The 25720-nt window shown below is 55.7% G+C and carries 22 protein-coding genes and 1 pseudogene; 7 read left to right on the forward strand and 16 right to left on the reverse strand.

Annotation, left to right across the window (positions count from 1 at the left end):
* Positions 1–26: 26 nt before the first annotated feature.
* On the reverse strand, positions 27–1211 hold the full coding sequence (locus tag IPJ96_15255) for a hypothetical protein (GenBank protein MBK7911674.1): 1185 nt from the start codon (positions 1209–1211) through the stop codon (positions 27–29).
* Between the two features lie 81 nt (positions 1212–1292).
* Between IPJ96_15255 and IPJ96_15260 the strand changes: the two genes are divergently transcribed.
* Positions 1293–1946, forward strand: coding sequence for a SirB2 family protein (locus IPJ96_15260; GenBank protein ID MBK7911675.1), 654 nt, complete (start codon positions 1293–1295; stop codon positions 1944–1946).
* A gap of 12 nt (positions 1947–1958) precedes the next feature.
* Positions 1959–3158, forward strand: coding sequence for a GTPase HflX (gene hflX, locus IPJ96_15265; protein MBK7911676.1), 1200 nt, complete (start codon positions 1959–1961; stop codon positions 3156–3158).
* 97 nt (positions 3159–3255) lie between these two features.
* On the opposite strand, the pseudogene IPJ96_15270 reads toward hflX, so the two are convergent.
* The 4 genes and pseudogenes from IPJ96_15270 to IPJ96_15285 form a co-directional block, all read right to left on the reverse strand.
* Positions 3256–4386: pseudogene (locus IPJ96_15270) on the reverse strand (IS630 family transposase).
* A 152-nt stretch (positions 4387–4538) separates the two neighbouring features.
* Positions 4539–4943: a DsrE family protein gene (locus IPJ96_15275; GenBank protein ID MBK7911677.1), complete on the reverse strand. Its 405-nt coding sequence runs from the start codon at positions 4941–4943 to the stop codon at positions 4539–4541.
* A 23-nt stretch (positions 4944–4966) separates the two neighbouring features.
* Positions 4967–5914, reverse strand: coding sequence for a T9SS type A sorting domain-containing protein (locus IPJ96_15280; GenBank protein MBK7911678.1), 948 nt, complete (start codon positions 5912–5914; stop codon positions 4967–4969).
* A gap of 259 nt (positions 5915–6173) precedes the next feature.
* The gene (locus tag IPJ96_15285; protein ID MBK7911679.1) at positions 6174–7796 is read right to left on the reverse strand and encodes a LysM peptidoglycan-binding domain-containing protein; all 1623 of its coding nucleotides are present in this window, start codon (positions 7794–7796) and stop codon (positions 6174–6176) included.
* Between the two features lie 552 nt (positions 7797–8348).
* On the opposite strand from IPJ96_15285, the gene IPJ96_15290 reads away from it, so the two are divergent.
* Together IPJ96_15290 and IPJ96_15295 are read left to right on the forward strand one after the other, a co-directional pair.
* Positions 8349–8684 carry a hypothetical protein gene (locus IPJ96_15290; GenBank protein MBK7911680.1) on the forward strand — a complete coding sequence of 112 codons (336 nt, stop codon included), beginning with the start codon at positions 8349–8351 and terminating at the stop codon, positions 8682–8684.
* Positions 8671–8928: a hypothetical protein gene (locus IPJ96_15295; GenBank protein MBK7911681.1), complete on the forward strand. Its 258-nt coding sequence runs from the start codon at positions 8671–8673 to the stop codon at positions 8926–8928. The genes IPJ96_15290 and IPJ96_15295 overlap by 14 nt, the downstream gene beginning before the upstream one ends.
* 5 nt (positions 8929–8933) lie before the next feature.
* Here the strand turns inward: IPJ96_15295 and tatA are convergent, their stop codons facing one another.
* The 8 genes from tatA to IPJ96_15335 form a co-directional block, all read right to left on the reverse strand.
* Positions 8934–9122: a twin-arginine translocase TatA/TatE family subunit gene (gene tatA, locus IPJ96_15300; protein MBK7911682.1), complete on the reverse strand. Its 189-nt coding sequence runs from the start codon at positions 9120–9122 to the stop codon at positions 8934–8936.
* Positions 9123–9243: 121 nt separating this feature from the next.
* Positions 9244–10518: a peptidoglycan DD-metalloendopeptidase family protein gene (locus IPJ96_15305; protein MBK7911683.1), complete on the reverse strand. Its 1275-nt coding sequence runs from the start codon at positions 10516–10518 to the stop codon at positions 9244–9246.
* Between the two features lie 545 nt (positions 10519–11063).
* Positions 11064–11897 (reverse strand): DUF4292 domain-containing protein, encoded by an 834-nt coding sequence (locus IPJ96_15310; protein MBK7911684.1) that lies wholly within the window; start codon positions 11895–11897, stop codon positions 11064–11066.
* 95 nt (positions 11898–11992) lie between these two features.
* Entirely contained in the window at positions 11993–13732 is a 1740-nt protein-coding gene (locus tag IPJ96_15315; protein ID MBK7911685.1) for a tetratricopeptide repeat protein, read from the reverse strand.
* A 20-nt stretch (positions 13733–13752) separates the two neighbouring features.
* Positions 13753–14757 (reverse strand): NTP transferase domain-containing protein, encoded by a 1005-nt coding sequence (locus IPJ96_15320; GenBank protein ID MBK7911686.1) that lies wholly within the window; start codon positions 14755–14757, stop codon positions 13753–13755.
* A 146-nt stretch (positions 14758–14903) separates the two neighbouring features.
* Positions 14904–15335: a dUTP diphosphatase gene (gene dut, locus IPJ96_15325; GenBank protein ID MBK7911687.1), complete on the reverse strand. Its 432-nt coding sequence runs from the start codon at positions 15333–15335 to the stop codon at positions 14904–14906.
* Positions 15336–15418: 83 nt separating this feature from the next.
* Positions 15419–16918, reverse strand: coding sequence for an oligosaccharide flippase family protein (locus IPJ96_15330; protein ID MBK7911688.1), 1500 nt, complete (start codon positions 16916–16918; stop codon positions 15419–15421).
* A gap of 266 nt (positions 16919–17184) precedes the next feature.
* Positions 17185–17454: an acylphosphatase gene (locus IPJ96_15335; GenBank protein ID MBK7911689.1), complete on the reverse strand. Its 270-nt coding sequence runs from the start codon at positions 17452–17454 to the stop codon at positions 17185–17187.
* An 85-nt stretch (positions 17455–17539) separates the two neighbouring features.
* Here IPJ96_15335 and IPJ96_15340 point away from each other — a divergent pair, with 85 nt between their 5' ends.
* From IPJ96_15340 to IPJ96_15350, 3 genes are all read left to right on the forward strand, one after another.
* Complete coding sequence (locus IPJ96_15340) at positions 17540–19102, forward strand: IgGFc-binding protein (protein ID MBK7911690.1); 1563 nt, start codon at positions 17540–17542, stop codon at positions 19100–19102.
* 70 nt (positions 19103–19172) lie between these two features.
* Positions 19173–19595, forward strand: a complete 423-nt coding sequence (locus tag IPJ96_15345) for a hypothetical protein (GenBank protein ID MBK7911691.1) — start codon at positions 19173–19175, stop codon at positions 19593–19595.
* A 68-nt stretch (positions 19596–19663) separates the two neighbouring features.
* On the forward strand, positions 19664–20899 hold the full coding sequence (locus IPJ96_15350; GenBank protein MBK7911692.1) for a retropepsin-like domain-containing protein: 1236 nt from the start codon (positions 19664–19666) through the stop codon (positions 20897–20899).
* Between the two features lie 32 nt (positions 20900–20931).
* On the opposite strand, the gene IPJ96_15355 is transcribed toward IPJ96_15350, so the two are convergent.
* From IPJ96_15355 to IPJ96_15365, 3 genes are read right to left on the reverse strand one after another with little or no spacing between them, the layout of a single operon-like run.
* Positions 20932–21714 (reverse strand): enoyl-CoA hydratase/isomerase family protein, encoded by a 783-nt coding sequence (locus IPJ96_15355; GenBank protein ID MBK7911693.1) that lies wholly within the window; start codon positions 21712–21714, stop codon positions 20932–20934.
* Positions 21715–21766: 52 nt separating this feature from the next.
* Positions 21767–22174, reverse strand: a complete 408-nt coding sequence (locus IPJ96_15360; GenBank protein ID MBK7911694.1) for a cobalamin B12-binding domain-containing protein — start codon at positions 22172–22174, stop codon at positions 21767–21769.
* A gap of 18 nt (positions 22175–22192) precedes the next feature.
* Entirely contained in the window at positions 22193–25642 is a 3450-nt protein-coding gene (locus tag IPJ96_15365; protein MBK7911695.1) for a HAMP domain-containing histidine kinase, read from the reverse strand.
* Positions 25643–25720: the final 78 nt, after the last annotated feature.

Consider the following 25720-nt stretch of genomic DNA (forward strand, 5'->3'; position numbering starts at 1 on the left):
AGGTGAATGAAACCTTAAAATCGGTGTTAACGGAGAACCTTTCCGGCCCAAATAACCATCGAATTACGCTCCCAGCGCAGCAGGATGGCTCCAGGTGGCAGCACCGGCAGGTTGAGCCGAAATTCATTGGCCGCCGCCGGCAACCGATGGAAGGCCAACTCCCTTCCGGATAGGTCCGACAACCTGACAGCATCACCAGCTTCCAGGTTCAGGCCGCTGAACAGCAGTTGGTCGCCGGACGGACTCAGTGTCACGCTCGGCCCAGCCTTCGCAGGAGGAGAGATTGCCGTTGTGACACAGGCCGCACAAGTCCGCTGAACCGATACGCTGGTATCGTTGAGCACAAGCGAATCGAAAATCAGACCGGCCGCGCAATCGGCTTTCAGTTGTGCGTCGAGCCAGGGAAGCAGGAACCGGTTGATGCAGTCGTGCTGGACCGTGCGGGAAATCGCGGGAGACGGAGTGCAACTGGCCTCACCGATGTTGCAATAGAAATTCGATTCCGCCATCTGGCAATGACTGCCGCCCCGGATAGTCACGAGGTTGCGGCAGTTGCTGCCGAGCGCATCGTACATGGGTTGTTGATGTGCCGCGATCGGTGTCACGCAGTCATTTTCACCGGCAAACAAAAGTGCGGGAAGGTCGATGCCAGCCGCAGCGGTGATCGCGGAAGGCGTTGTTTCGGCAGCAGCGAAATTGACGAGCACACGGAAACCCGTATCCTGTGCAGCAGCCAGAAAGCTGGCGCCTCCGCCCATCGAATGCCCCATGGCGGCGGAAACCGTTGCAACGCGCTGATAGAAAAAGCCGGAAGGATCGCTGTTTTCATTGAGCAGGGCGGAACGCACAAAGGCGATGTCCTGTCCGAGTGCGGCATGTTGGGGAGACAAGCCGGTTTCGGTGCGCGGAAACGCGATGATGTAGCCGGAAGGAACGACCGCTTCCCAGATGTTCTGATACGCATCCCAACTCATCACGAAGCCGTGTCCGAATACCAACAAAGGATACGCTTCCCCGTTGCCCGCAGCGACCGGAACACCGTCGCCGGCCTGGTCCGCAGGATAGTAGATCTCCACCGGAACCGGTCTGCTTCGGGCAGCATCCGTATAGGTGGTGCTGAGATGACCGATGGCAAAGGGCTGGGCAAAGCCTTGAAAGCCTGTCAGCATCAGTCCGAAAAGGGTAAACAGCAGTCGCCTGGTCAGTTCCATAGGATCGGAAACAAGTTAAGCCGATTTTCTGTTCAGAAGAACACGCTTAAAAAGCCTACTTTTGACGAAAATCCTCCCCCCATGAGTTCCGCCCTACTCGCCAAGATCCACTTTATCAGCGCCCTGCTGTTCCTGATCCTGTACCTGGTCAAGCTGATCTTACTCTTCACGAACAAGAAGGCATTGCAGTCGATGACCGCCGTGACGAAAGTTCCGGAAATGATCATCAGCACGCTCTTTCTGGTGACCGGCGTATGGCTCTTGGTGATCCTTGGTGGAATCAAGCTGTTCCACATCATCAAACTGGTCTTCGTGTTCCTCGCGATCCCACTGGGGGTGATCGGCTTCAAGAAACAGCGCTATGCTGCCGCGATCCTGTCGGTGCTCTTTATCGTCCTCGCGTACGGCATGGCGGAGATGAGCAAGAACAAGCCCTTCCTGCCGGCCAAGGTGGTGATGAATAACGACGACGGCAGTCCGTTGGCACAAGGCGCGAAAGTGTATCATGCCAACTGCGTGTTCTGTCATGGCACCGACGGCAAGAAAATGTACCGTACCGCGCCGGACCTTAGCACAAGCAGCCTCGACGCCCTCAGCATGCAAGGCATGATCACCGATGGCAGCAAGGGTAAGATGCCCGCCTACGGCAAAGTGCTCTCCGCCGATGAGATCGCGCAGGTCGCGCTCTACGTGCAATCGTTGAAGACCGGTTCCAACATCCAGGTGAATCCCTGAGCATAAACATCCTTGTCCAAACACCTTCACCCGACCGGTCGTAAGCAGGAAACTGCGGTGCTCATCGGCCTACTGCAGAAAGGACAATCGGACCGGCAGTTGACCGAATACCTCGACGAGCTGGCCTTCCTGACGGAGACGGCCGGCGCCCTCACACTGCGTCGCTTTTCCCAAAAGCTGGACGCGCCCGACTCCAAGACCTTCATCGGCAGCGGCAAGCTGAACGAGATCCGTGATTTCATCGCCGAACACAAGGTCGATCTGGCGGTCTTCGACGACGAACTGAGCGGCACACAGATCCGCAACATCGAAAAGGTGTTGAACTGCCGCGTGCTCGACCGCAGCAACCTCATCCTCGACATCTTCGCCAAGCGTGCCCGCAGCGCACAGGCCAAGGCACAGGTGGAGCTGGCGCAATACCAGTACCTTCTCCCCCGCCTTACCCGCATGTGGACGCACCTCGAGAAGCAACGCGGCGGCATCGGGATGCGCGGTCCGGGCGAATCGGAAATTGAAACAGACCGTCGGGCCATCCGGGACCGACTGGCCCGCCTGAAGGAACAGTTGCGCGCGATCGAAAAGCAAAGCGCCACCCAGCGCAAGCAACGCGGAGAATTCGTGCGCGTGGCCCTGGTGGGTTATACGAACGTCGGGAAATCCACGCTGATGAACCTGCTCAGCAAAAGCGACGTCTTTGCCGAGAACAAATTGTTCGCCACACTGGACACCACCGTTCGCAAGGTGGTATACGACCGGATCCCGTTCCTGCTCTCCGATACGGTGGGATTCATCCGGAAGCTGCCGCACGGACTGATCGAATCGTTCAAATCAACGCTCGACGAAGTTCGGGAAGCGGACGTGTTGTTGCACGTGGTCGACATCTCCCATCCGCAGTTCGAGGACCAGATCGCCGTGGTAAAAGAAACCCTGGCCGAACTGGGTACGGCCGACAAGCCCACCCTGATGGTGTTCAACAAGATCGACGCCTATCATTATGTACCGAAGGAAGAAGACGATCTGACGCCCGAAACGAAAGAGAACCTTTCGCTGGAAGAATTCAAAAAAAGCTGGATGAGCCAGTTGGGCGAGCAATGCGTATTCATCTCCGCCGCCAATCGGACCAATATCGACGAGTTGCGACTACGCCTTACTTCGATGGTGAAGGAGATACATTTGGTGCGGTATCCGAATTATTTGGGGAGTGAACAGTGAACCTTGCCCGCCGTAGCTTTAGCGTAGGCGGGAGTGAATAGCGAATAGCGAATAGCGAATAGCGAATAGTAAAAGGTGAACAGTTACTAGTGTCATGTCAAGCATGGACTGACGGATAAAGGCGCTTTAGTTTTATGCGGGCATCTTTTGTAGTGAACTGCCAGTTGATTGCTTTCGTTTTTTTATTCCGATCAATTTGCCATGCGAGCGCTTCCTCGGTTACCGCCTCCATTGTGGGAATGTGTCTGTTTAGGCATTTTCGACTTAGGACATTGAGTTCTATTTCGGCCATGTTGAGCCAACTTCCATGTTTCGGAGTATAGACAAATTCAAATCGATCCCAGATTCTCTTTGCTTCTGTTGGTTCAAAAGCTTCATAAAAAGCGCCTGGACTGTGAGTTTTATAATTATCCATGACCAAAGTGATTTTCTTGGCTTTGGGATACCATTCATCCGCAATTCTTTTTACAAAGGTTGCCCAGTCAATTTTTGTTTTTTGCTCCTTTACATCTACGAATCGTTTTCCTTTCAAGGGCTCATTCGCCATAAAAACATTGCACATTCCATGGCGAATGTAATCGTAGTCAACTTTGGCGGGCTGTCCCGGTTTCATTTCAATACTTCGATGGGCTTCTGCGATAAGTTGTTTTGGAGATTCATCCATACAGATAACTGGATTCGCCTTGTCATAAGGCCTTTTATAAACATCCAGTACTTTCTCCATGTTGGCAACAAACTCGGCGTTAGCTTCTGGCGGAATAACCCATCCTTTTACCTTCCAGGGACGTAAGTCGTTTTTTTAAAACGGTTCGCACCGTTTCGTGAGAGATTTTATCTACATAATTTAACTCGACCATTTTGTCTGCCAGAAGCCGCAAAGACCACTTGGCCTGGCCTTTTGGTGGCTTGCTGCAACAAAGGGTCACCAACTTTGCTTCAACTTCACCGTCAGCCTTTCTCTCATAATTGCGCGTGGAGGGCTTTCTTTCCAAAGTATTCTCAAGACCTTCCTCTATAAAGCGCTTTTTACCCGATCAATGGTTCGCATACCCACTTTCAATACCGTACTGATCTGTTCATTAGTAACGGGCTCAGCAAACTTGCCCCGGTCACAATTCAACAAAATGTATGCGATTCTGAATGTGTGCGAAGAATGAGAACCCTTATTAATGATGGTCATCAGTTCCTCGCGTTCTGGTTTGGTTAGATGAATGGTGTATTTTGTCATAGGATAAGGTTTTGACAAAAATACACATTTTATTTTGCGTCATATTACACTTGACATGACACTAGTTATTAGTTACTAGTTATTAGTTACTAGTTCCCGGTAATAAAAAAAGAAACCCCGTTCGCCGGGGTTTCTTTTTTTGTTATCGGGGTTTATCGGCCGGCTTTGATGTAGCTCCAGCCTTCTTGTTGTTTGTCGCTGAGTTCGATGATGGCGGCGGGGACCACGTCGGATTCGGGTAGCAGTTGCTCCGCTTTGATGTTCATGCGTTTCATCGAGTTGCCGCAGGCTTTGAACTCCACCTGTTCCTTTTTAAGGCTGACGACTTGTTCACGAAAAAAAGTGCTGTCGGTCATGAGCAGTTTCACCGCCGGGCCATGGCAGACAAGTTCCAGTTGCGCCTGCGGGTCGGCATTACGGAAGTTGCGAAGTTGCCGTAGCGTGACCGACATCACCGCCGTGTCTCCGCTGGAGAGGTCGACCACCGCTTTGCGCTGACTGGTTTGAGCAATGCCCTCGCCGGCCAGCAGCAGCATGCACCCGCAAAGCAGAAGCATCCGAAAGTAACCCATGGTTGAGATCAATGCTGGATGGATACCGGCTTGGATGAGAAAACCTGTCCGCGCTCGTCGGCGATGTTGAGCAGGTAATTGCCGGCCGGCAGGTTGGCAACATCGAGACGTCCGCGGTTCGATTCAAGCGCCTGGGTGAGTACCAGCTTACCGGACAGATCCAGCAGGCGCGCTTCGAGTTGCAGCGGGCGCTCCAGCTCGAAGGATACGTTCAGGTTGGCAGCGGCCGGCTGGGGGAACACGCTGAGGTTCTTCACGGGCGAAGCCAGTTCGTCGATGCCGACGGTACCGGAGAACGCGAGGTCGTCGATCCACAATTCCGTGCCCACTGTGCCCGAATTGAGTGCAAGCGGACCAGTGGCGATATACATGAGCATCGAGTCCGGCTTGTAGCCTTCTATATAGGTCAGGTCAAGATCAAAGGATACGTAAGCGGTGCCGCTCGTGGATTCGCCGATCTGCAGCGTACCGGCTGCAACGGTTTTGCGGGTATTCGTACCCGTGTCATACTTATAGAGTCCGACCACGATGGAGGCCGTGTCGTTACCAGCTTTGGTATAACGGTAGTACCCTGTCAGTTTACGGTGACGCACGGTATCGGGTGTGCCGCCGATGATCGACAAGGTCGTCGTGTTGATGCTGCCATTGGACGCTACACCGGGAACAGGCGCATTGATCGGAAGCGGAATGTTCAGCGGCCAGGTCTTGAGATGCAGGGCCGAAGCACCGCCATGCACATTCGCGGTTTCGCGGATGGCGCTTCGCTGCAAAGGACCGTTGGCCATCGACACGCTATCGGTGGTCTTCCAAAAGTCGGGCAGGTCATAATTATACGAGCCGGTACTACCGGAACCGGTAAAGGTGGCCCAGTCTTCGAAACCACCATTGGGAACGTCCTGCGCAACGGCAGTGAAACTGAAGAGGCAGATCGCTGCCAGGTAGGAGAGAAATTTCATGAGGGAGAATGGTTGGTGAACCAAAGATAAGGAATTGCGGGGTTCGGGTTCCGGGTTCCGAGTTCCGAGTTTCGGGTTTCCTGCCTTCGCTAAAGCTTCGGCAGGCAGGCGGGTTTGATATAGGGACGAGGAGCGAGACCGAGTAGCTAGGAAATATAGCAGAAGTCCAACGTTCAAACGTTGGAACGTTGGAACGTTAATCGGATAAAATGAAAAAAGCCGGTAAAAACCGGCTTATCAATATTCTTGTAGCACTTCATCAACCGCCTATGACCACTTTGAGCTTGGTGCCTACTTTGATCTCGTTGTCGCGGAGGGCGTTCATCTCCTTGATGCGCTCGACGGTCACGCCTTCGTAGCGTGAGGCGATATTCCAGAGCGTGTCGCCGGGTTGAACTATGTGGTAAACCACCTTCATGTTGTCCGGCGTCGGGATCGAGGGTCCGTTATGGGAAGCCGTGGTGTTTACGGAGGCAGTGGATGCTGTGGCTTGCGCGGAATCGTTCGCAGGAGCGGCCGTGTCGGTACCGGCAGGTTGGGGCGCCGGTTTGACGCGCGCCGCCATCACCGGCGATTTCTTCTTCACGCTGACGTACACGGCGAGGTTTTGTCCGGCCATCAGGCGGGTGCTCTTCAAGCGGTTCCAGCGCTTGAGGTCGGATACGGTGCAATTGTACTTCCCGGCGATGCTGCCGAGGTTGTCGCCGCGACGCACTTTGTGGTACTTCCTGACGGTCTCGCTGACGTAATCCGCTCCGTCGTCGTCGGACGCTTCGTTCGAAGCAAACAGGGCGGATGCTACCGGGGTCTCTTGCGGCTTGTAAATGCGATCGAGGCTGCCGAGGTAGGTGTTCACCTTGTTCACCGGAAGACGCAGCGCCTGTCCTTCCTCGGCATCGGGGATGATACCGCGTTTGTACACCGGGTTGAGGTACGCGAGGAGGTCGTACGGGATGTCGATGGCGTCGGAGATATCACGCAGGGCGACCTTCTGGTCGACCAACACCGTGTCGATGTCGAAGAAATTGACCACCGGAGGAACCGCGGTGAGGTTGTGTTCGCCGGTGTAGTTCATCAGGTAAGTGACGGCGATGAAGGCCGGTACATATCCGCGTGTTTCCCGCGGCAGGTATGGACTGATCTCCCAGAACGAATGCTTGCCACCCGAGCGGGTGATGGCGCGGTTGACGTTGCCGGCTCCGCAGTTGTACGCGGCGATGACCAACAGCCAGTCGTTGTAGATCGCGTACATGTCCTTGAAATACTGACAGGCGGCATAGGTCGACTTCACCGGATCGCGGCGTTCGTCGATGAGGGAATTGACCTTGAGACCGTACAAGCGACCGGTCGGCAGCATGAACTGCCAAAGGCCCGTCGCGCCGACCGGCGAAACAGCCATCGGGTTGAGCGCGCTCTCTACAATGGAGAGGTATTTGAATTCGAGCGGAAGTCCCTGCTGGTCGAGGATCTGTTCGTAGAGCGGGAAATACAGGTTGGCCAGTCCCATCACGCGTTCGGTCAGACCGCGCTTTTGAACCGCGTACATGTTGATGTAACGCTTGACCTCGTCATTGAAGGTCATCGGGATGGGCGTCTGGATGCGTTCCATCCGCTTTGCGTAGATGTCGTCGTCGTAGATGGGAACCTCGAACGGCTGAAAGGCCGTGGAGCTATTGGTGTTGGCAGCGGCGTACATCCGTTGCACGAAGCTCTGGTTCACCAGGCTGTCGAGCGTTGCGGCGATCGGGTCGTAGCAGGCCGGGGAGGCCGGGTCGCTGCAATCGGGGCCCTGTGCTGCAACGGGTGCAACGGGTACTATGGCTGCGGCCAGGAACAGGAGTCCTGACAGAAGGGATAAACGGAGATTGAGCAGGCGCTTCATCGGGATGGCGTTCGGTCAGAGGTCTACTTCGTGGCAGAATCTCGTGAAGTGGGTCGCAAAAATATGATTTCGTGGCCGTTATAATCTAAATGTACGATGAAGCGAACCCCAGGATCATGGTAAAAGCCTGATAATCTTACCCTTAAAAATGGGCCCCGACCGGAAGTGGTCTATCTTATTGAAATTTAGATTGTTACGAGTCTGGCGGGAAGATGAGGGGGGGTGGTGATTGGTTATTTGTGATTTGTGATTAGCGACTGGGAATGTGAAGTTGGAAAAAGGAGACTGCCTGCTGCCTACTGCCAACCGGGGACCGCCTACCGCCTACTGCCAACCGGGGACCGCCTACCGGTACCCCTCACCCTTCCTCCCCGGCCCCTCGTCCCTGCTTCCGGCCATTTGGCGGGATTTATTGGACTTCCGGCCGCTGCAGGCCCATTTTTGTCATCGTCTAATCAAGCGCCGTCCCGCTCTGCGAAATGCGGGAAAGGTGAATCCTCCGACCAGTCTGGGAATAACGCCCGCTTAACCGCGGCTGAAAATGTATTGCCCATGGCAATGGAAACGGCGCTGCTTGGCTGCGCACTACCGGTAGTGGCTCACCTGCTCGAGGACTTCCTCCGCAGCAGGGGCTATCAAATCGAGTCCGACAAGGACCATCCTGAACACATCCTGGCTTACCAGGATGGTTCCTGGTTCAGGAGTCCCCGACGGGTGGAGATCAACCTCCTGCCCGTCGGGGAGAAGACCACCCGGGTGGAAGTCACCGCCGAAATCGAATCACGCAAACGTAACGAGGAAGCCGAAGAGATCCTGGAAGAGAAGATCATCGAGGCCATTTGTAAAAACTACCAAACCACCCTACAACAGAACAATGGGCTACGATGACATCACCCCGCATCTGAACAAGATCGCCACGCTGTACCTGAAAGGCAACAAGCGAAAGGTCGGCTGGATCTTTGTCGACCGCAAACAAGCGAACTCCACACCGCCTGCGGAGATCTCCTTCATTAGTGTACAAAAAGGAAAACGCCTCCTGGAGGCGTTGGAAAACCGGGAAACCGAAGCGCTCGAGCCCTTCCGGGAAGTGCTTCCCGTCATGCTGATCGAACGTATCCGTTCGAGCAAGTAAGGGTTTTACTTGGCGTCTTCTTTGGAGTCGGAGCCGTTCTTGGCGTCTTTGAACTCCTTGATGCCCTTGCCGAGACCCTTCGCAAGTTCCGGAATGCGCTTGGCGCCGAAGAACAAGAGGAGGATGACGAGGATGATGAAAATCTCGCCGCCACCAAGGCCTCCGAGGAATCCGAGCAGAATGGATGCTAACATCGCTGAATGAATATGTTGCAAAAGTAATCAATTCCCGACCGCCGGCGGGTGAATTCCGGCTGAACCGTCCCGCTTACGATCGCTTTCGCCCTTTTCAGGCGAATTGAGCAGTTTCCGAAGATCACCGGGAAGCCAGCCAGCCTTCGGGATCCATCTTCGTACTGCCTTTCCAGATCTCCAGGTGCACTTCCGTACGCCCGTCTTCGTCGCTGGTCTGGATCCGCCCGATCGGTTGCCGGGTGGTCAGTTTATCCCCTGCTTTCACGAAGACTTCGGAGAGATTCGAATACAAAGTGAAGTACTCGCCATGCTGAACGAGCACGGCGTACTTGTCGACCACCATGATCACGCGCAGTACCTTTCCTTCAAACACCGAACGCGCGCGTGCGCCGCGTGCGGACCCGATGTCGACGCCGTTGTTGTTCACCACCACATCGCGCCAGACCGGGTGGGGATGACGACCAAAGGAACTGGTGATCACGCCCTGCTCGACCGGCCAGGGCAAACGACCGCGGTTGTTCTCGAAGTCGCTGCTCAGCTTCGCCGCTTCCGGCGTATTGGAGAGCACGGAAGGTGAATTATATTTTTCCGTCGTACGGGTGACGTTGTTGCTCTTGCTGGCGGTAGCGCCCGACGACGAACGTTTTCTCGCCGCAGCCTGGGCCGCTTCGATCTCCTTCCGGATGATCGATTCGATGCGGGCCGAAAGCTGCTGTTCCTTGCGTTGCTTCTCGCGCAACTCGGCGCGCAATTTCTTTTCCTTCGCGCTGAGGTTACTCAGCAGCGAAACCTGTTCCTTCTTCTCCTTGTCGAGCTCTTTCTTCTCCTGCTCCTTCGCCACGAGCAGTCCGCTCTTCTCTTTGCGTACATCCTGCAACTGACGCTTCTTGCCGCTGAGCGAATCCTGGATTGCGACGATCATGTCGTGCTGCCGATGGCGGTAGCGGCTCAGCTCGCGCAGGTACTGCATGCGCTTGAACGCCTGGTTGAAGTTCTCCGCCGAGAAGACGAACAGCAGTTGCGAGGCCGGGCGCTGGTTCTTGTACGCGTAGTACAGCATCCGCGCATACTGGTCTTTCAGTCTTGCAAGACGCAGGTTGAGCGAATCGATGTTCGTCTCCACCGTACCGATGTTCTTATCGACCGAACCGATCTCCGACTGGATCGTCTGGATCAATTCCGTGCGCCGGTTGATCTTCCGGTTCAGGTTGACCAATTGATTGAGGGACGAACTCTTGTTCTTCTTGGTCTCCTTGAGCAATTGGTTGGTGTACTCGATGTCCTTGTGCAGTTGCGCTTTCTTGCGTTCCAGCTCTTTCTTACTCTGCGCAAACGCGCCGGAAAGCAGCACCAGCAGGCAAATGCCTACCAGTCCGAGCGTCCGGACAAGACTCACAACTTGCTTATTTTCAACAAAAAAGGACATTTCTACTGCTTGCCAACTCTAAGATAACGGAGAATTCAGCAAGGAAGTTGAACGGGGAAATGGGGAAAATGTTCGGGAATGTTACGGTTTCGGGTTCCGAGTTTCGGGTTTCGAGTTGTTGGAATGCAACTGTCTTCAGGACTTATGAAATAAGGAATTACTCATCCCAAAACCGGAAACCCGAAACAGGAAACTGGAAACCCGAAACAACAAACAACTGATACAAGCTACCAACCATGCAACCTAGCCCCGGGTGAGCTCGTCGAGCAGTTCGTTGAGAAACGGATCGGCGCTTAGCTGACGAGCGAACACGGGACCGATGGTGAGGAATGCACGTCCGTTCAGCTCCTAATGATCATGATGGATCCTTTGCGACTTGCCTGAGGAAGGTGCGGGGGAGTTCCGGGTTCCGGGTTCCGGGTTTAGTTCGGTCAAGTGGTGTTTGGGATAATCCTCGACGCCCATCTTCAACTCCATAACCCGGAACACGAAACCCGAAACCCGGAACAATAAACTCACTTGCGTTCGTACTTCTCCGGCACGGTAAACGGCATGGCGACGGGTTCGTCGGGGGTGATTTTGTCGTAGGTGATCTTCATGATGACCGGTGTGGAGCCGGAGACCGTGACGATGACTTGTTGCGGGAAGAGGCCGGTGGAGACGGAGTCGAAGGCGGTATAGCGTGCTTCGACCCAGCGGTCGAGTTTGTCGTCGGTGATCTTAGCTTTGGCGATGCGGTAGTTGCCGTCGATCCAGAAATCCTGCACGACCGGCGTGTTGGGATCCTTCTCCTCCATCGCGCGTCGGGCCTGGCGCTTGTTGAGGGTGCTGAGGATGAAGTAGGGTTCTTCCTCGTAGAGGGATCTGATCTTTTCGTTGGTACGGTAAGGAAAGTAGTTGCCGGCGATCACCGCCTGGATCATCGCGAAGCTGACGGGCGCGTGCAGCATTTCCTCGAGGTAGTCGTACTTGCGGATCGCCACTTCCTTGTGTACGCGGTCGAGGATGACGATCGAATCGGGCGTGATGAGTACGCGGGCCGCTTCGATGCCCAGCAGCGGGGTGATGGAGATCCACAGCAGGCTGTCCTTGCGGAGCCGCATGTTCACGTCGAACGAATTGGTCTCGCCGCGTTTGTCGGTATAATCCACCTGCGCTTTGGCGGTGAGCCATTCGCTGCGGAAGGCACGGGCCGAGACGCTGTCGAATACCGCTGCGGCATCATCGCCTTTCACCTTCACCGGGACCGGCACGGACTCGACGATCTTCTTGCTGGTTTTGCAGGACGAAAAAAGCACAAGTGTGCTGATCAAAATGCCGAGTGCTATTCCGAAACGTGTGGAGTTCATGGGCCGGTAACGAATGTAGGCATCCTGCACGAGATCAAGGCAGGCGGGCGGGGCCGGGTTGCAGGTACACGATAAACAGGAAGGAAAGCGGCAGCTTACTCGACGTACTTCCGCTCCAGGATCTTCTTCTCCAAAAACTCGGAAGCGCCTTCGCCGGCATTCTTTGCGCGCTGCCAGTAGTCGAGGGCGCCGGCGCTGTCGCCCAGCTTGAACAATACATCGCCGTAGTGTTCGAGCACCGTGGCGCTGTTGTCGCTGCCGTTCTTCAGTGACTTGCCGATCCACTCTTTGGCGTCGTTGTACCTGCCGAGGCGAAACATGATCCAGCCGTAGGTGTCTTCGTAGGAAGCCTGGTTGGGTTCGAGCTCGTTCGAAAGCTTCGACATCTGCTCCGCCTTTTCGAGCCGCTCGCCGCGGACGGACAAGTAATAGGCGTAGTTGTTCAGCACGTTGGCGTTCTTCGGATCGATATCCAGCGCCTTGTCGTAGTTCTCGTCGCTGCGCGCGAAGTCCTTCAGCTCCTGGTAGGCGTCGCCGAGGCTGGCGTAGAAATTCGATTCGAGCTCCTTGTTATCGACCACCAGCTTGACGCCGGCATTGAGCGAAGCCACCGCTTTGGCGAACTGTTTCTTCTGGCTGTTGGCGATGCCGTTGAAGAAGTACACCAGCGGCTGGTCGGGGAACAGGTTCATCGCCTCCTCGCTGTCGCGGATCATGGCGTCCCAGTCCTGCAACTGTGAGTCGAGGAAGAGGATCTGGCTGATGACGGTGAACTCCTTCGAGCCGAGTTCCTGTGCCTTGCGGTAGGCGACGCGGGCTTCTTCGTACTTTTTCTCCTGGATCAGGAAATCGCCGCGGACGGCGAAGGCGCGGGGATCGCTCGGGTGGGTCTTGACCAACAGCTCGGTCATCTCCATGGCCTGCTCTTTGAGTTCCGGATGAAGCTCGATGAGGGCGTAGTACGAACTCAGGATACTGATCTTGGTTTCGATGCCCAGCTCCGGGTTGTTGAACGCCTTCTTGAGTTCGACAACCGACTTCTCTTTCTCGCCATTGCTGCGGTAGTAATCGGCCAGCGAGAGGTGGATGAAAGGATTGTCCGGGTCGATCTCGAGGATGCGGTTGTAGGTCTCGAGCGCTTTTTCCTTCTGTCCCATCGCCTGGTAGACCTCGGCCAGCATGCCGTAGGCCTGGGGATCGTTGGGGTCGTTGGCGATGAGTTTCTGCAATTCGGATACGGCCAGGTCGTTCTTGCCCATGCGCTGATAGATGCGCGCCTTGGCCGTGCTGATGTCTTTGTTGACGCCGGTGCGGTCTTCGAGCTTGTCGTAGGCCTTCACCGCTTCGGCGGGCTTGTCGGCGAAGATGAGCGCGTCGGCCCACTGCAGGTAGAAATCGGAACGGTCGGGGTTCCGCTTCACCTGTTGTTCCCAAACGGCGGCGGCTTCGGTGAAGCGGCGGTTGCGTTGCAGGACCTCCGCGTAGGTCTGCGCGTACCATTCGTTGGCGGGATTGATGCTGTAGGCCGACTTGGCGAAGAAGAGCGCGTCGCCGAACTTTTTCTGCTCGATGAAGATGCCGGCCAGCTCGTACATGGCGGCGGCATTACCCGGGTCTTTTCGGATCACCTCCGCGAACAGGTCGGCCGCGGCGTTGTAGTTGCCGAGGATCTTTTCCTTGTTCGCGTTGAAGAAGAGGTAGGTCACGTCCGCCCGTTGGGAGGGCGTCAGCGCGTCTTTCGCAGCCGGGGTTTGCACGCGCGTGGTGGCAGACTCCTGACTTTTACAGGCGCCAAGGAGGAGAAGCGCGAACAGGAAATAGCGGGAGTTACGCATGCGGGCGGGTTGATACCGGATCAATGGTGGGACGTGGAGTAATCGCTGATGCTCAATTGCTCGGGGCGAAGGTGCAGTTGCGCGGAATGCCCGATCATTGAGTTGTCGACATTGGCATGCTTCAACGTCACGCCGGTTTGGAGGATGCTGTTACTCACCACCGACGACTCGATGCGGGAATTGGCGCCAATGCTAACGAACGGACCGACTACGGAATTTTTCAAAACGACATTTTCTCCGATAAAACAGGGCGGGATGATGACCGAATGCTCCTGTTTAACGGAAGCGGCCACGGTCGCGGCGCCGGCCTGGTAGTCGAGCACGCGCTTGTTGGTATGCACGGTGGCGTCCTTATTACCGCAGTCGAGCCACTCTTCCACCTTACCCGGGACGAAACGCGTGCCTTTACGTTTCATGTTCTCGAGCGCGTTGGTGAGCTGGTACTCGCCTTTTTCCCGGATGTCGTTGTCGAGCAGGAACTGCAGCTCCTTGCGCAGGTATTCGCCGTCCTTGAAATAATAGATCCCGATGATGGCCAGGTCGGAGATGAACTCCTGTGGTTTCTCGACAAAATCGGTGATGAATCCTTCACCGTCGAGCTTGACCACGCCGAACATGCGGGGGTCGTCGATGCGGTTGACCCAGATTACACCGTCGCGGCTTTCGTCGATGGTGAACTCGGCACGGAACAGCGTATCGGCGAAGGCCACGATGACCTTTCCCTGCAGTGCGCTCTGGGCACAGAGGATGGCGTGGGCGGTACCCAGCGGCTCGTCCTGGTAGTGGATGGTTCCGCGGGCGCCAAGGCGTTCGGCGATGGCAATGAGTTGCTTTTCCACTTCGGCTCCGAAGTCGCCGATGACGTAAGCGATCTCGTCGACCTTTTCCTTACAGGTACGCGTGATGTCTTCCACCAGCCATTCGACAATTGGTTTTCCGGCTACCGGAATGAGGGGTTTCGGAACGGTCAGCGTATGCGGCCGCATCCGTTTGCCCATACCGGCCATGGGGACGATGATCTTCATTTGTGGGTTGAATGTTCAGGGTTCCGGGTTTCGGGTTTCGGGTTTTGCATGCCCGCGTTACCTTCCCGATTCTATCGCTACCCGATTTATTGATTGAAGTTAAACTTGAATGATTTCGTCAAATGCACCATCCAGGTGGCCTTGCCTTATTTTCCTGTTGAACCGAAACCACCGGCGCCTCGATCGGTGAGGGAGAGTTCTTCGGCATCGGTCCATTCCACCCGTTCGTGGCGGGCGACGACCAGTTGCGCGACGCGTTCGCCGTCTTCGATGCGGAAGGTTTCGTTGGACAGGTTCACCAGGATCACCTTGACTTCGCCCCGATAGTCGGCGTCGATCGTGCCGGGGGAGTTGAGAACCGTTACGCCGCGTTTGGCGGCGAGACCGCTGCGCGGGCGCACCTGCGCTTCATAACCAACCGGAAGTTCGAGGAACAAGCCCGTGGGTACGAGCGCGCGCTCGAGGGGTTTCAACTCGATTGGAGTTTCGAGGAAGGCGCGAAGGTCCATGCCGGCGGCGTGGGCCGTTTCGTAAGCAGGTAGCGGGTGTCGGGAACGATTGATGATCTTGACGTTCATCGTGTAGAGTTTCGATGGTTTTAAAAATGAAATGACGGTAGAAAATCCGCGTATGACATTTCAAATGGCATTTTCGCGAATTGTTACCGACTCCATAGTCTCGACAAAGGTAGCTTTTTCCGATGCTCATAGGCCGCTGCAACACCTATCCAGGTCAGGAGGAGGCCGGAGTTGATCAGCGTAGTTTGCCAGGTAGAACCGCTGAATCCGCGAAGCCATTCGCTGAGGAAAAAGATGAGGAGTGCCGAGCCGATCAGGTAGGCGAAGGCAGCCAGGTCGTACGGGACGGGATAATACCGCTGGCCATAGTAGTACGATACCGCCATCATGGAAGCATAGCAGACGAGCGTCGCCCAGGCTGCCCCGAGATAGCCGAAGAACGGGATCAGCAGGACGTTTAGCACCACGGTGATGACCGCGCCAAAAACCGAGAACCAGGCACCCCATCGGGTATGTCCGGTGATCTTGTACCAGAACGACAGGTTGAGGTAAACGCCGAGGCAGAGGTTGGCGATCAACAGAATCGGGACAACGACGAGCCCGGATCGGAAATCGGGGCCTATGAACTCCTGGATCCAGTCCATGTACAATTGTACACCGAGGAAGATCAGCGCCCCCGCCAGTACAAAGTAGTGCATGACGGTCGCATAGAGTTTCGGCGCGTCTTCCTTGCCGGCTTGAGTGAAGAAAAACGGCTCGGCCGCGTAGCGGAACGTCTGAACGAACAGGGTCATGAGGATGGACAGCTTGTAGCAGGCACCATAGATCCCCAGTTGCACCATGGACGTCGAAGGGTCGCGCACGAGTTCCGGTAACAGGATCCGGTCGATGGTTTCGTTGATCATCCCGGCGAAACCGGCGATCATCAATGGGAAGCCATAGCGCAGCATGTTTTTCCAGAGCGCCGTGTCGAAGCCCCAACGTACAGGTAACAACTCCGGCAACAAGAGTAATAAGGTGATGCCGCTCGTAACCACGTTGATCACGAAGACATACCCTACTCCGAACGAAGGATCATAGAGCGCTGCGCAGAAACTGTTCGGGTCCTGCCTGATCGCGTAGGGGCAGTAAAGCAGGAAGAAGCAATTCAATCCGACGTTCAGCAGGATGCTGATCAGCCGGATGGTCACAAAGCGCGTGGCGCGATTCTGAAGGCGTAATCGTGCAAACGGCAGGGTGGCGATGGCATCGAAGGCGAGCACAGCCGCGAAACAGGAAATGTAGAGCGGATAATCCTCCGTGCGTGTTCCTTCGCTCAGCTCACCGGACAACCAGCCGGAAGCGAGGATGATCGTTACTGCACCCAGTACCGAAGTCAACAGCAGGGATAAGAGTCCGGTTGAGTAGACCTTTTTGTTATCACCGGATGTTTGGGAAAACCGGAAGAAGGCGGTCTCGAGTCCGTACGTAAAGAGCACATTGAAAAATGTCACATACGCGTACAACTGCGTCACCACCCCATACTCCGCCGTGTCAAATACCCGTGTGTACAAGGGTACCAGCAGGTAGTTCAGCAGACGCCCGAGGATGCTGCTCAAACCGTAAACGGCGGTTTGGGAGGCGAGCTTTTTGAGGAGAGACAAGGTGGGTTTAGGGTTCCGAGTTTCCTGCCTTCGCTAAAGCTTCGGCAGGCAAACGGGTTTCGGGTTTCGAGTTTCAGGTTGGGAGCGTGTTATGGTTCCATCCGGGATAAACAATACACTACCTCCATCTGAACAGCATCTGCTTGGTGCGCTGTCCCGGTCAGGAGTTCACATTCCGGCGGTAGTTCCGTACGCCCAAACCGATTCCGATAGTCGTTTCAGGATCAGTGCTAACGAAAACCAGGTGGTCAAATTTCCTTCAATGCTCATCTCACAATGACGAACTCGCGGAAATTTTTCAAGGGGGTGGGGTGGATTTCTACTTCGTCGACGCGCGCGGCCTCCGGTCCTTCGTGACACCAGTGGATGAATCGCTGGAGTCGTTCAGGGTCCCCTTCGGCCACGACCTCCACCCGGCCATCGGGAAGGTTGCGCACCCAACCCCGAATATTGAGCTCCAGGGCCTTCAGATGCGTGAATTTTCGGAAAAACACACCCTGTACCCGTCCCTGAATCAGCAAATGCACCGCCTCCATCTGTGGCTAAAGTTAAAGCGGCTGCTGAAATTCCGGATAAATCATCCTTTTTATAACTTGATGGGCTCAGTTCAACCTTATTATCATGCGTTTACGGCTACTCTGCGTCTTACTCGGCCTCAGTTTGTTTGCCAGTTCTTCCCGGGGACAATCCACCCGGGGAACGGAATTGTGGCTCACCTTCGGCGAGAACCTGGATCTCCTGTTCAATGGCATGCCGAATTTTTCGGTGATCGTCAGCAGCCCGGTGAACACGCAGGGCGCCGTGTCGATTCCCTTCACCGGATTCTCGGTGCCCTTTATCGTCACTGCCAACCAGCCCGTGGAAGTGCAACTTCCCCAGAATATCTATTATGGAACCGGCGACGAAGCCATCTTCAATTTTGGCGTCAAGATAACCGCCAACAATCCTGTGGATGTTTTCGCGTACCATCATCGCCTCTACTTCTCGGACGCGTCGATCGTATTGCCGATCGACGAGATGGCGACGGAATACACCGTGATGGCCCAAGAGGATCTGTCTGGAAATTCACCCTCCGAATTCGTGGTGCTGGCCACACGAGACAGTACCGTATTGGAAATAACGCCTTCGGACGTGACCATCAACTTCCGCCCGCCGAATGTACCTTTCAACGTACGCATCGACGAAGGGCAAACCTTCCAGTTGCAATCGTACGGTGACCTGACCGGCAGCCGGGTGCGGGTACTCACCGGCGGTAAAGTCGCCGTGTTCGGCGGCGCCCGTCAGGCGCATGTGCATTGTCTGGGAGCCGACAATACCTTGTACGACGAATGTTATCCCATCGAACGTTCCGGGAAGTTCTATGTTACCGTTCCGTTTCTCGGTCAAGGCGGTGATATCTTCCGAACGCTTTCCCTGCAGGACAGTTGCATCCTGAGCATCAACGGCACGACGGTGACTACGCTGAATCGCGGAGAATACTTCGACACCCTGCTGGCCACGGCTTCCACGTTCAGTTCGACGAAGCTGATCCTGATGAGTCAGTTCAACAAGAGCCAACAATGCAACACCAGCATGCTGGGCGATCCGTCGATGGTGAACTTGGTTCCCCTTGAATTGAAAAAAGAAGATGTATCCTGGGTCTCACTGGATGGCCCTTCAGGACAACAATATGTGAGCAGTCATTTCGTGAACATTCTCACAGCTACTTCCGGCGTAAACGCATTGCAATTGGACGGCAACACGGTCAACTTTTCTCCGGTCCCTTCCCTGCCCGGCTTCTCCTTCGCCCGAGTCGCGATCAACTCCGGCCCGCACCGACTGACCAGTCCACTTGGTTTCCAGGCGGTGGTCTATGGATTTGGTGATTACAATGCCCATACCTTTCACCTGGGTTACGATGATCCGGACAGTCCGGTGGATGTGCTCGATTTCGAATCGGACGGTACGTTCGTCGAATGGCCGGAAGGCGGTTCGGTGAGGATCACTCTTTCCGATGCATTGCTGGCTCTGAAAGGAACGCTTCGACTGGAACTGTTCGATGCGACCGGAAGGTCCTGCGGAAGTTATCCGCTCGACCACCGCTCGGTGCAGCGCCTGCAACCGGAACTGGCGGCAGGAATTTATCTCTACCGGCTGACCAGCGACGGCGAAATCCTGACGCACGGTAAGGGTTATTTACGCTAAAAGTCGCTACCAGCGCGGGTTTGGAGGGCTTACGCAAGTTGACTACATTCGTGCACCACCATCCGATACCATGAAACGCGCAACCGCTTCCCTCCTGCTCCTTTCCCTTTTCGTCGTACTCTTCGCCTGCAATAAGGACGAAAATCCTATTGTAAAGGAAGACACGGTCGAAAGCACCATGAAGCAAGGCAGTTGGCAGGTTACGCAGATCCAGGATCTCGGCACCTATTACTCCAGGCAGTTCAAAGGCCGCACCTTCGTGTTCAATTCCGACGGCACCGCGACCTCTACGGATTCCCTTGGCCAAACCGTTCGTGGCAGCTGGTACATCAATGCACAGGGCGACATGGGCGTGAAGATCTCCTTTGGCAACGCCAATCCCGAGAACCGCCTGAACCGTACGTTCAAGGTCCGCGATTTTTCCAATCACAAGTTTCGCTTGTATACGAATGGCGCTACGGCCTCGGCCACGTACGTGACCTTCGAACGCTAACCAACCCTTAACGCTTCCGGAAAAACCGGGAAGCTATCTTGCGCCCGGAACTGATTCACCTGACTCAGATGGGAGCAGTACGTGTCTGTATACTTTTTCATCTTTTACTTTCCGGCATCAGGGCGACTGCCGCAGATGATTTCCTGACCGCTTTGCAACGGCGTGACTGGCAAGCGGCGTCCCGGTTGGCCAATCGCGCTGACGGCGCTGCTGCGGATCGCAGCCGCCTCATCGACGGATTCCGGTTATGTCTTTCCGGCGCTTACGCTGAAGCCCAGCGCACTTTTCATACCCTGCTGCAATCGGACGACAGCCTGACTCGCGCATTGGCGATAGAAGCAGACGGTCAATTGTTATTCCTGGCCGGCGAATGGAATGCCCTGGCTGATCTTCCCGCGACACCGGGCGCTGATACCAGCGGCCAGGCCGCCGAACGGGACTTTTACCGATTCTTCGGAAGGCACGAGCGTCAAACAGTCCGCTTTGATCGCGACAGCAGTACGGTTCCCATGCCCTTGCGTGTCTCGGAAAATCCTACGCTCGAAGCCGTCATCAACGGAAGAAAAGCCCGGGCTTGCTGGGACACCGGAGCCGGCATCTGCATTCTTTCGTCCAGCCTTGCTTCTAAACTGCAGGTGAAAACGGATGGAGATGTCACTGCGCCGGTTAGTTCCGCTTCAGCAAAGCAACTTCGTATGCAAGCGGGAATCATCGACAGCATCCGGATCGGTGCTATTACCTGGCGTAACGTGCCCTGCGGTATCCTGGACGACCGACTGCTCGAGTTCCGTGTCGCGGGAATCCGCGTTGCCGGTTTCAAGGCGATCCTTGGGTGGCCATTGATGCAATCGGTAGACATGACCCTCGACTTTGCAGCTGAACGTCTGACCCTACGCCGCCCGCAACCGGCAACGCAGCCGCGCAATCTGTCGTGGTACGGCATACCGCAAGTAACCACGAGGATGGAAGGTTGTCAGGATACGTTGCTGTTTCAGATCGACTTCGGCGGTTATCCGACGCAGGCATTCGCCGCGATGCATGGAAGGATCCAGGACAGCAGCAGGATCGATTCGATCGAAACCCGGATCGGCGGGGCAGGTGGATTCACGAACTACCGTGCTGCAACCTTTTACGACGTGATCCTTAATGCCGGTGGCAGGAGTCGCGCGCACACGCGACTGGTTGAACGGATCGAAAGCGGTAACCTAAACGGGGTTCGACCGGAAGGGGTCTTCGGGGTCGCCTTTGTGGAAGAGCATCGCGTACGGATGGACTTCACGAACGGCGTTTTTATGGTCGAATGAATACGACATTCCCGGGCTAAGTAAACTCGAGATCAGGAACGCACGAAATTGGCTTTCCGTTTTTCCAGAAATGCCGACACGCCTTCCTTGAAATCGTCGGTACCGAAGCAGCGTCCGAACTCTTCGATCTCGAATTGGAATCCGTCGACACCTTCCTTGTAAAAAGCATCCACACAGCGCACGATACCGGCGATCGCGCGGGGAGATTGGGCTGTGATCTTGCTCATCAGTTCCAACGTCTTTGCCATGAGCTGGTCCTGCGGTACGACATAGTTGACCAACCCCAGCCGGTGCGCTTCCTCCGCTCCGATCATGTCGGCCGTCATCAACAACTCCAGTGCCTTCCCTTTTCCGATCAACTGGACCAATCGTTGGGTACCCGCGTAACCGGGGATCAGGCCCAGCTTCACTTCGGGTTGACCGAACTTCGCATTGTCGGATGCGATACGCAAGTGACAGGCCATGGCCAGTTCGCAACCTCCGCCCAGCGCGAATCCGTTTACGGCTGCGATGACCGGCTTGGTGCAGCGCTCCACGGAATTGAAGACTTCATGTCCGGCAGCACTCAGGGCCTGACCCTGTTCGATGCTGTAGGAAGAAAATTCGGAGATGTCGGCACCGGCGATAAATGCCTTGGCCCCCACACCGGTCAGGATGATCCCCGCGATCGCAGGATCCCGCTCCGCCGTTTTCACCGCGTCACCGATCTCCTGGATGGTCTCTTGGTTGAGTGCATTCAGCTTGTCGGGACGGTTCACCGAGATGGTAAGGATTCCGTTTTCGATGTGGAGGAGAATGTTGGTGTAGGTCTTCATGGAGATGGGGCGAGGGACGAGGGACGAGGATAGACGACTGAATCTTGAAGGATCAGTTTCTGCGACGAGCGTCGACTTCGTTGCGGATGTAGTCGACGACGACATTGGTGTCGGTACCGGGCGGAAACAGCCGGCCGACGCCGAGATCCATGAGTTTTTTCATGTCGGCATCCGGAATGATTCCGCCACCGGTCAGCAGGACATCGTTCAGGCCTTTGTCCTTCATGAGTTGGATGATCTTCGGGAACACCGTATTGTGCGCGCCGGACAGGATACTCACGCCGATCACATCCACATCTTCCTGCAGGGCGGCATTCACCACCATTTCCGGCGTCTGGCGCAGCCCGGTGTAAATGACTTCCATACCCGCGTCGCGCAGGAAGGAAGCGATGACTTTCGCGCCGCGATCATGGCCATCGAGGCCGACCTTGGCGATCAGAACACGGATCGGACGTGACATAGTCTCTTGAGTGGACGGCTAAGATACGGTTTCGGTACGGGCTTCGGGAAGCCAGACGTGAAACCGGGTACCCAGGTTTTCCGTGCTTTCGTATCCAACACGGCCGTCGCTCTGTGTCACGATGTTGTACACCATGGCGAGGCCAAGTCCGGTACCGCCCGACTTGGTCGTAAAATTCGGCACGAAGATCCGCTCGCGCTGCGATTCCGGAATGCCGATTCCGTTATCTGTCACGGATACTTCCCAGCCGGAATCCTTCGCTTCCAGTTTCACTTCGATCAATCCCACGCGTTCATCCGGAATTGCCTGAACAGCATTCTTCAGCAGGTTCTGAAACACCCGCGAGAGCTGGTCCTTGTCGGCCAGGACAAAACATGCCCGCGCGGGTTCGGAATAGTCGATGCGCAAGCCGGGAGAATCCCGGAATAGATCAACGGTCGGGCGTAATACGCTGCGAAGATCAAGTACCACGCGCTGTGCTGCGGGCATGCGGGCGAAGTCGGAGAACGCGCCGGCGATGTTCGACAGGGTTTCGATCTGCTGCAACAGGGTTTCCGTCACGCGACGCACTTGCGCAGCGTCGGTCGTTCCGTCCGAAACCGTACGCTGAAGATGTTGTACCGACAATTTCATCGGTGTCAACGGGTTTTTGATCTCGTGTGCTACCTGACGCGCCATTTCCCGCCAGGCGGATTCGCGTTCGCTGCGTGCCAGTTTGTCGGCGCTGATCGCCAGTTCGGAGACCAGCCGGTTGTATTCGTTCACCAGGGCGCCGATCTCGTCGGCTCCCGAATAGGCGATCTCCTCGTTCCGGCGGCCAAGTCGTATGCCGGCAAGCTTTTCCTGCAAGACGGAAAGCGGCTGGGTGATGCGCGCGGAGATCAGCAGGGTAAAGAGCAAGGCGATGGCGAAGAGCAATACATAGATGTTGAGCAAAGCGGAGATAAATCCGGAGATCTCCTGGTTGAGTTCGTTTTGCTTTTCGAAATACGGTAAGTGAAGATACCCCGTGATGTTGCCGCGTTCATCGGTGAACGGCGCATAGGCGGCGACATACCGCAGTCGACCCACACTTTCCCGGTGGATGAACTGCGTGCGTCGCTCCTCCTGCAATTCGAGAAACGCTTCCGGATTCATCCGGGTCGAAACGATTCCCTGGTCGAAGATGCGCGGCTGGGAAGAATAGTAGAGTTGTCCGCGTTCGTCGAAGAGGTTGTAGTCGATGTTCGTGTTCGCGGCGACGCGCGAGAGTGTCGGCTCGAACGGAAGCGGTGAAGTACCCGATAAGGGCGAATGTACCGACGGTTGATCGTTGATCAGCAACCACAAGCCGTTCACCTGTTCCGCGATGCTCTTGCGCTGATCGTCGGCATACTTCCGTTGGATGTACCAGACCGTGCCCGTACCGATGGCTGCGAAGGAGAGAACAACGAGGGAGAAGACCGATACCTGTATCCTGCGGGTCAAGGTTCCGGTTGATGCGGTTTGACCGGAGGTCAATCGATAGACCATCCAGGCGATCGCCAGAAAACCGCCGATGAAACTGAAGACCCAACTGAAGAGCGTCAATACATCGATCGGACGAGGTGCCGGGCGGCTGACCACGATGAGTGTACCGGTTGATGGGCGGTACAAGAGGTGCTCGAAGCCGTTCCGAACCACCTGCGTGTAGTCACTGGAATCCGTCGGGAATTCGTCAGGAGTAAACGCGTACGAATAACTGCCATATTCGAATACCAGGGCATCGCGGTTGTACCGGGCCAAAGAATAGGCTTCCGGCCAACGGCTTTCCCGGGCTGTGCCACTCACGAACAACTCCGGAAAACCGGAACCGGCGGGGAAGAATCTTGCGTCGAACGTCAGGGCTAACCAGGTAGCGGCCGTATCCGAACCCAGTCGCACAAATCCGATGTAGGCGAGTTGTCCGGATTCATTCGGTAAATAATACAGGTCCGGAGCGATGGTCGGGCGGCCAAGATCGACCGCTGCACGGCGGAACTCATCCAAGGTGCGGGTATCGGCGGAATCCTGTTGCACACCATCGGATCGGAACAGGCGTACCGACAGCTCGAACTTGCTCAGATAGCCTGTCAGGTTGGTCGTGGCGATATGGGTTTTGATCGCTTCGGCGCGGTTGAACTGGAGATCCAGCAGTTTCTTCAGTTGCTGATCGCGCGGAATCGACAGCAGTTGCTCCTGCAACAGGTATTCCGCAACGTGGTCCTGTCGCGCATCGATCTTCTGTGCCAGCAATTTCCGTGTCTCGAGTTCTTTTTCCCGGTTGAATGACTGAAACGCAACCGCGGTATAACCGCTCAGCGCGAGGAGTACTACGAAACCAAGCGTATCCGTATAACGAACCGGCCATGACAACTTAACCAGAGTAGCCAGGACCAGCAGCAGGGCCGTCAACCACAGTACTACTGAAGCGCCAGCCAGGAGTGTATAACGGTCAAGCGAAGAAAAGTCAGCGACATTGAACGATATCCTGGAATTGAGCACCAGTCCGTGCAGTAGATCATGCAAGGACAACAGCACGATCACCGCGGCGAGCAGGCAGGCGATCACGGTGATCGGTCGGATACGTCGCGTTTTCCGGGCCCTTCGGTACACGACATATGCAGTACCAACGGCCATGAAAGCATTCAGCAGGAAGTCGCCGAGCGAATTGAAGAGTACAGAACTGGCATAGTACCGCGGGCTGAACAGTTCCCCTGTGTACAAGGCAGCCGGCCAGTGGGCGATGATCATGAACAGCCGCAACGTCCAGGGCAGAAGCGTCAACAATATACCCGGAAGGAGATGGAGACGTACCGCCCACAACCAGCAGCCAATACTCGCGAGTAAAAAGGCGAGTAGTGTTGCGGTCCGCTGTACCGGTCCGCTGTTTTCCTGCGGATTCCAGTCGAGCCGGAACCAGGATCTTCCGTCGGGGCCCGATAATTCCGCCCCGGCAGTTGGAACTTCCTTGGCTGATTCCGGTATTCCGAGAACCGGATTGAATGTATTCCGCAGATATTGATTCTCGTAAGCGAAGGCTGTACGAACCTCCAACAGCACAAAGACGGTCCGGTCTCCGGAAGTAGCCGTGCGCAGGTAATACCATCCGTTCGGAAGCCGCAACAAACGGCGGTCCGTAAGCGAATCGGGTGGCTGGTTGATGAAGTCGGGATTGTTATCCGACCAGTCGGTTAACCAGCCGTGTTCGCGTACATAGACGCTGATTCCGTCTTCCGTTCCGTTGTCGTGCAGAAATCGTTTGTGGAACTCGGAAGATGCGACGGGGCCCGAAAGTTCGCGGGTCAACTGGCCCATCCGCTCATCCAGTTCGGCCAGACGAACAGATGCTTCCTTCAGGACCTCCGCAGGAGGCGCGCTGCCGAACCGCATGGCAAGCAATGCGACGATCGCGAAGATCAACGCGAACGCAAGCGATGAATTTGCCGGATTTCTGAACAGATGACGCACGCCGGTGAATGGAAACAAATGTCTGTTAACGATAAAACGACACAGAAGTTCATCTTCTCAAAACTATTCTTTTTTTTA

The sequence above is a fragment of the Bacteroidota bacterium genome (genome assembly GCA_016713765.1).
Taxonomy (GTDB): domain Bacteria; phylum Bacteroidota; class Bacteroidia; order AKYH767-A; family 2013-40CM-41-45; genus Pollutiaquabacter; species Pollutiaquabacter aromativorans.

Excerpts from the sequence above, each read along its gene's own strand:
- IPJ96_15255 (MBK7911674.1), bottom strand. The coding sequence starts at position 1,211 with ATGGAACTGACCAGGCGACTGCTGTTTACCCTTTTCGGACTGATGCTG.
- IPJ96_15260 (MBK7911675.1), top strand. The coding sequence starts at position 1,293 with ATGAGTTCCGCCCTACTCGCCAAGATCCACTTTATCAGCGCCCTGCTG.
- IPJ96_15275 (MBK7911677.1), bottom strand. The coding sequence starts at position 4,943 with ATGCTTCTGCTTTGCGGGTGCATGCTGCTGCTGGCCGGCGAGGGCATT.
- IPJ96_15280 (MBK7911678.1), bottom strand. The coding sequence starts at position 5,914 with ATGAAATTTCTCTCCTACCTGGCAGCGATCTGCCTCTTCAGTTTCACT.
- IPJ96_15285 (MBK7911679.1), bottom strand. The coding sequence starts at position 7,796 with ATGAAGCGCCTGCTCAATCTCCGTTTATCCCTTCTGTCAGGACTCCTG.
- IPJ96_15290 (MBK7911680.1), top strand. The coding sequence starts at position 8,349 with ATGGCAATGGAAACGGCGCTGCTTGGCTGCGCACTACCGGTAGTGGCT.
- IPJ96_15295 (MBK7911681.1), top strand. The coding sequence starts at position 8,671 with ATGGGCTACGATGACATCACCCCGCATCTGAACAAGATCGCCACGCTG.
- tatA (MBK7911682.1), bottom strand. The coding sequence starts at position 9,122 with ATGTTAGCATCCATTCTGCTCGGATTCCTCGGAGGCCTTGGTGGCGGC.
- IPJ96_15310 (MBK7911684.1), bottom strand. The coding sequence starts at position 11,897 with ATGAACTCCACACGTTTCGGAATAGCACTCGGCATTTTGATCAGCACA.
- IPJ96_15315 (MBK7911685.1), bottom strand. The coding sequence starts at position 13,732 with ATGCGTAACTCCCGCTATTTCCTGTTCGCGCTTCTCCTCCTTGGCGCC.
- IPJ96_15320 (MBK7911686.1), bottom strand. The coding sequence starts at position 14,757 with ATGAAGATCATCGTCCCCATGGCCGGTATGGGCAAACGGATGCGGCCG.
- dut (MBK7911687.1), bottom strand. The coding sequence starts at position 15,335 with ATGAACGTCAAGATCATCAATCGTTCCCGACACCCGCTACCTGCTTAC.
- IPJ96_15335 (MBK7911689.1), bottom strand. The coding sequence starts at position 17,454 with ATGGAGGCGGTGCATTTGCTGATTCAGGGACGGGTACAGGGTGTGTTT.
- IPJ96_15340 (MBK7911690.1), top strand. The coding sequence starts at position 17,540 with ATGCGTTTACGGCTACTCTGCGTCTTACTCGGCCTCAGTTTGTTTGCC.
- IPJ96_15345 (MBK7911691.1), top strand. The coding sequence starts at position 19,173 with ATGAAACGCGCAACCGCTTCCCTCCTGCTCCTTTCCCTTTTCGTCGTA.
- IPJ96_15350 (MBK7911692.1), top strand. The coding sequence starts at position 19,664 with ATGGGAGCAGTACGTGTCTGTATACTTTTTCATCTTTTACTTTCCGGC.
- IPJ96_15355 (MBK7911693.1), bottom strand. The coding sequence starts at position 21,714 with ATGAAGACCTACACCAACATTCTCCTCCACATCGAAAACGGAATCCTT.
- IPJ96_15360 (MBK7911694.1), bottom strand. The coding sequence starts at position 22,174 with ATGTCACGTCCGATCCGTGTTCTGATCGCCAAGGTCGGCCTCGATGGC.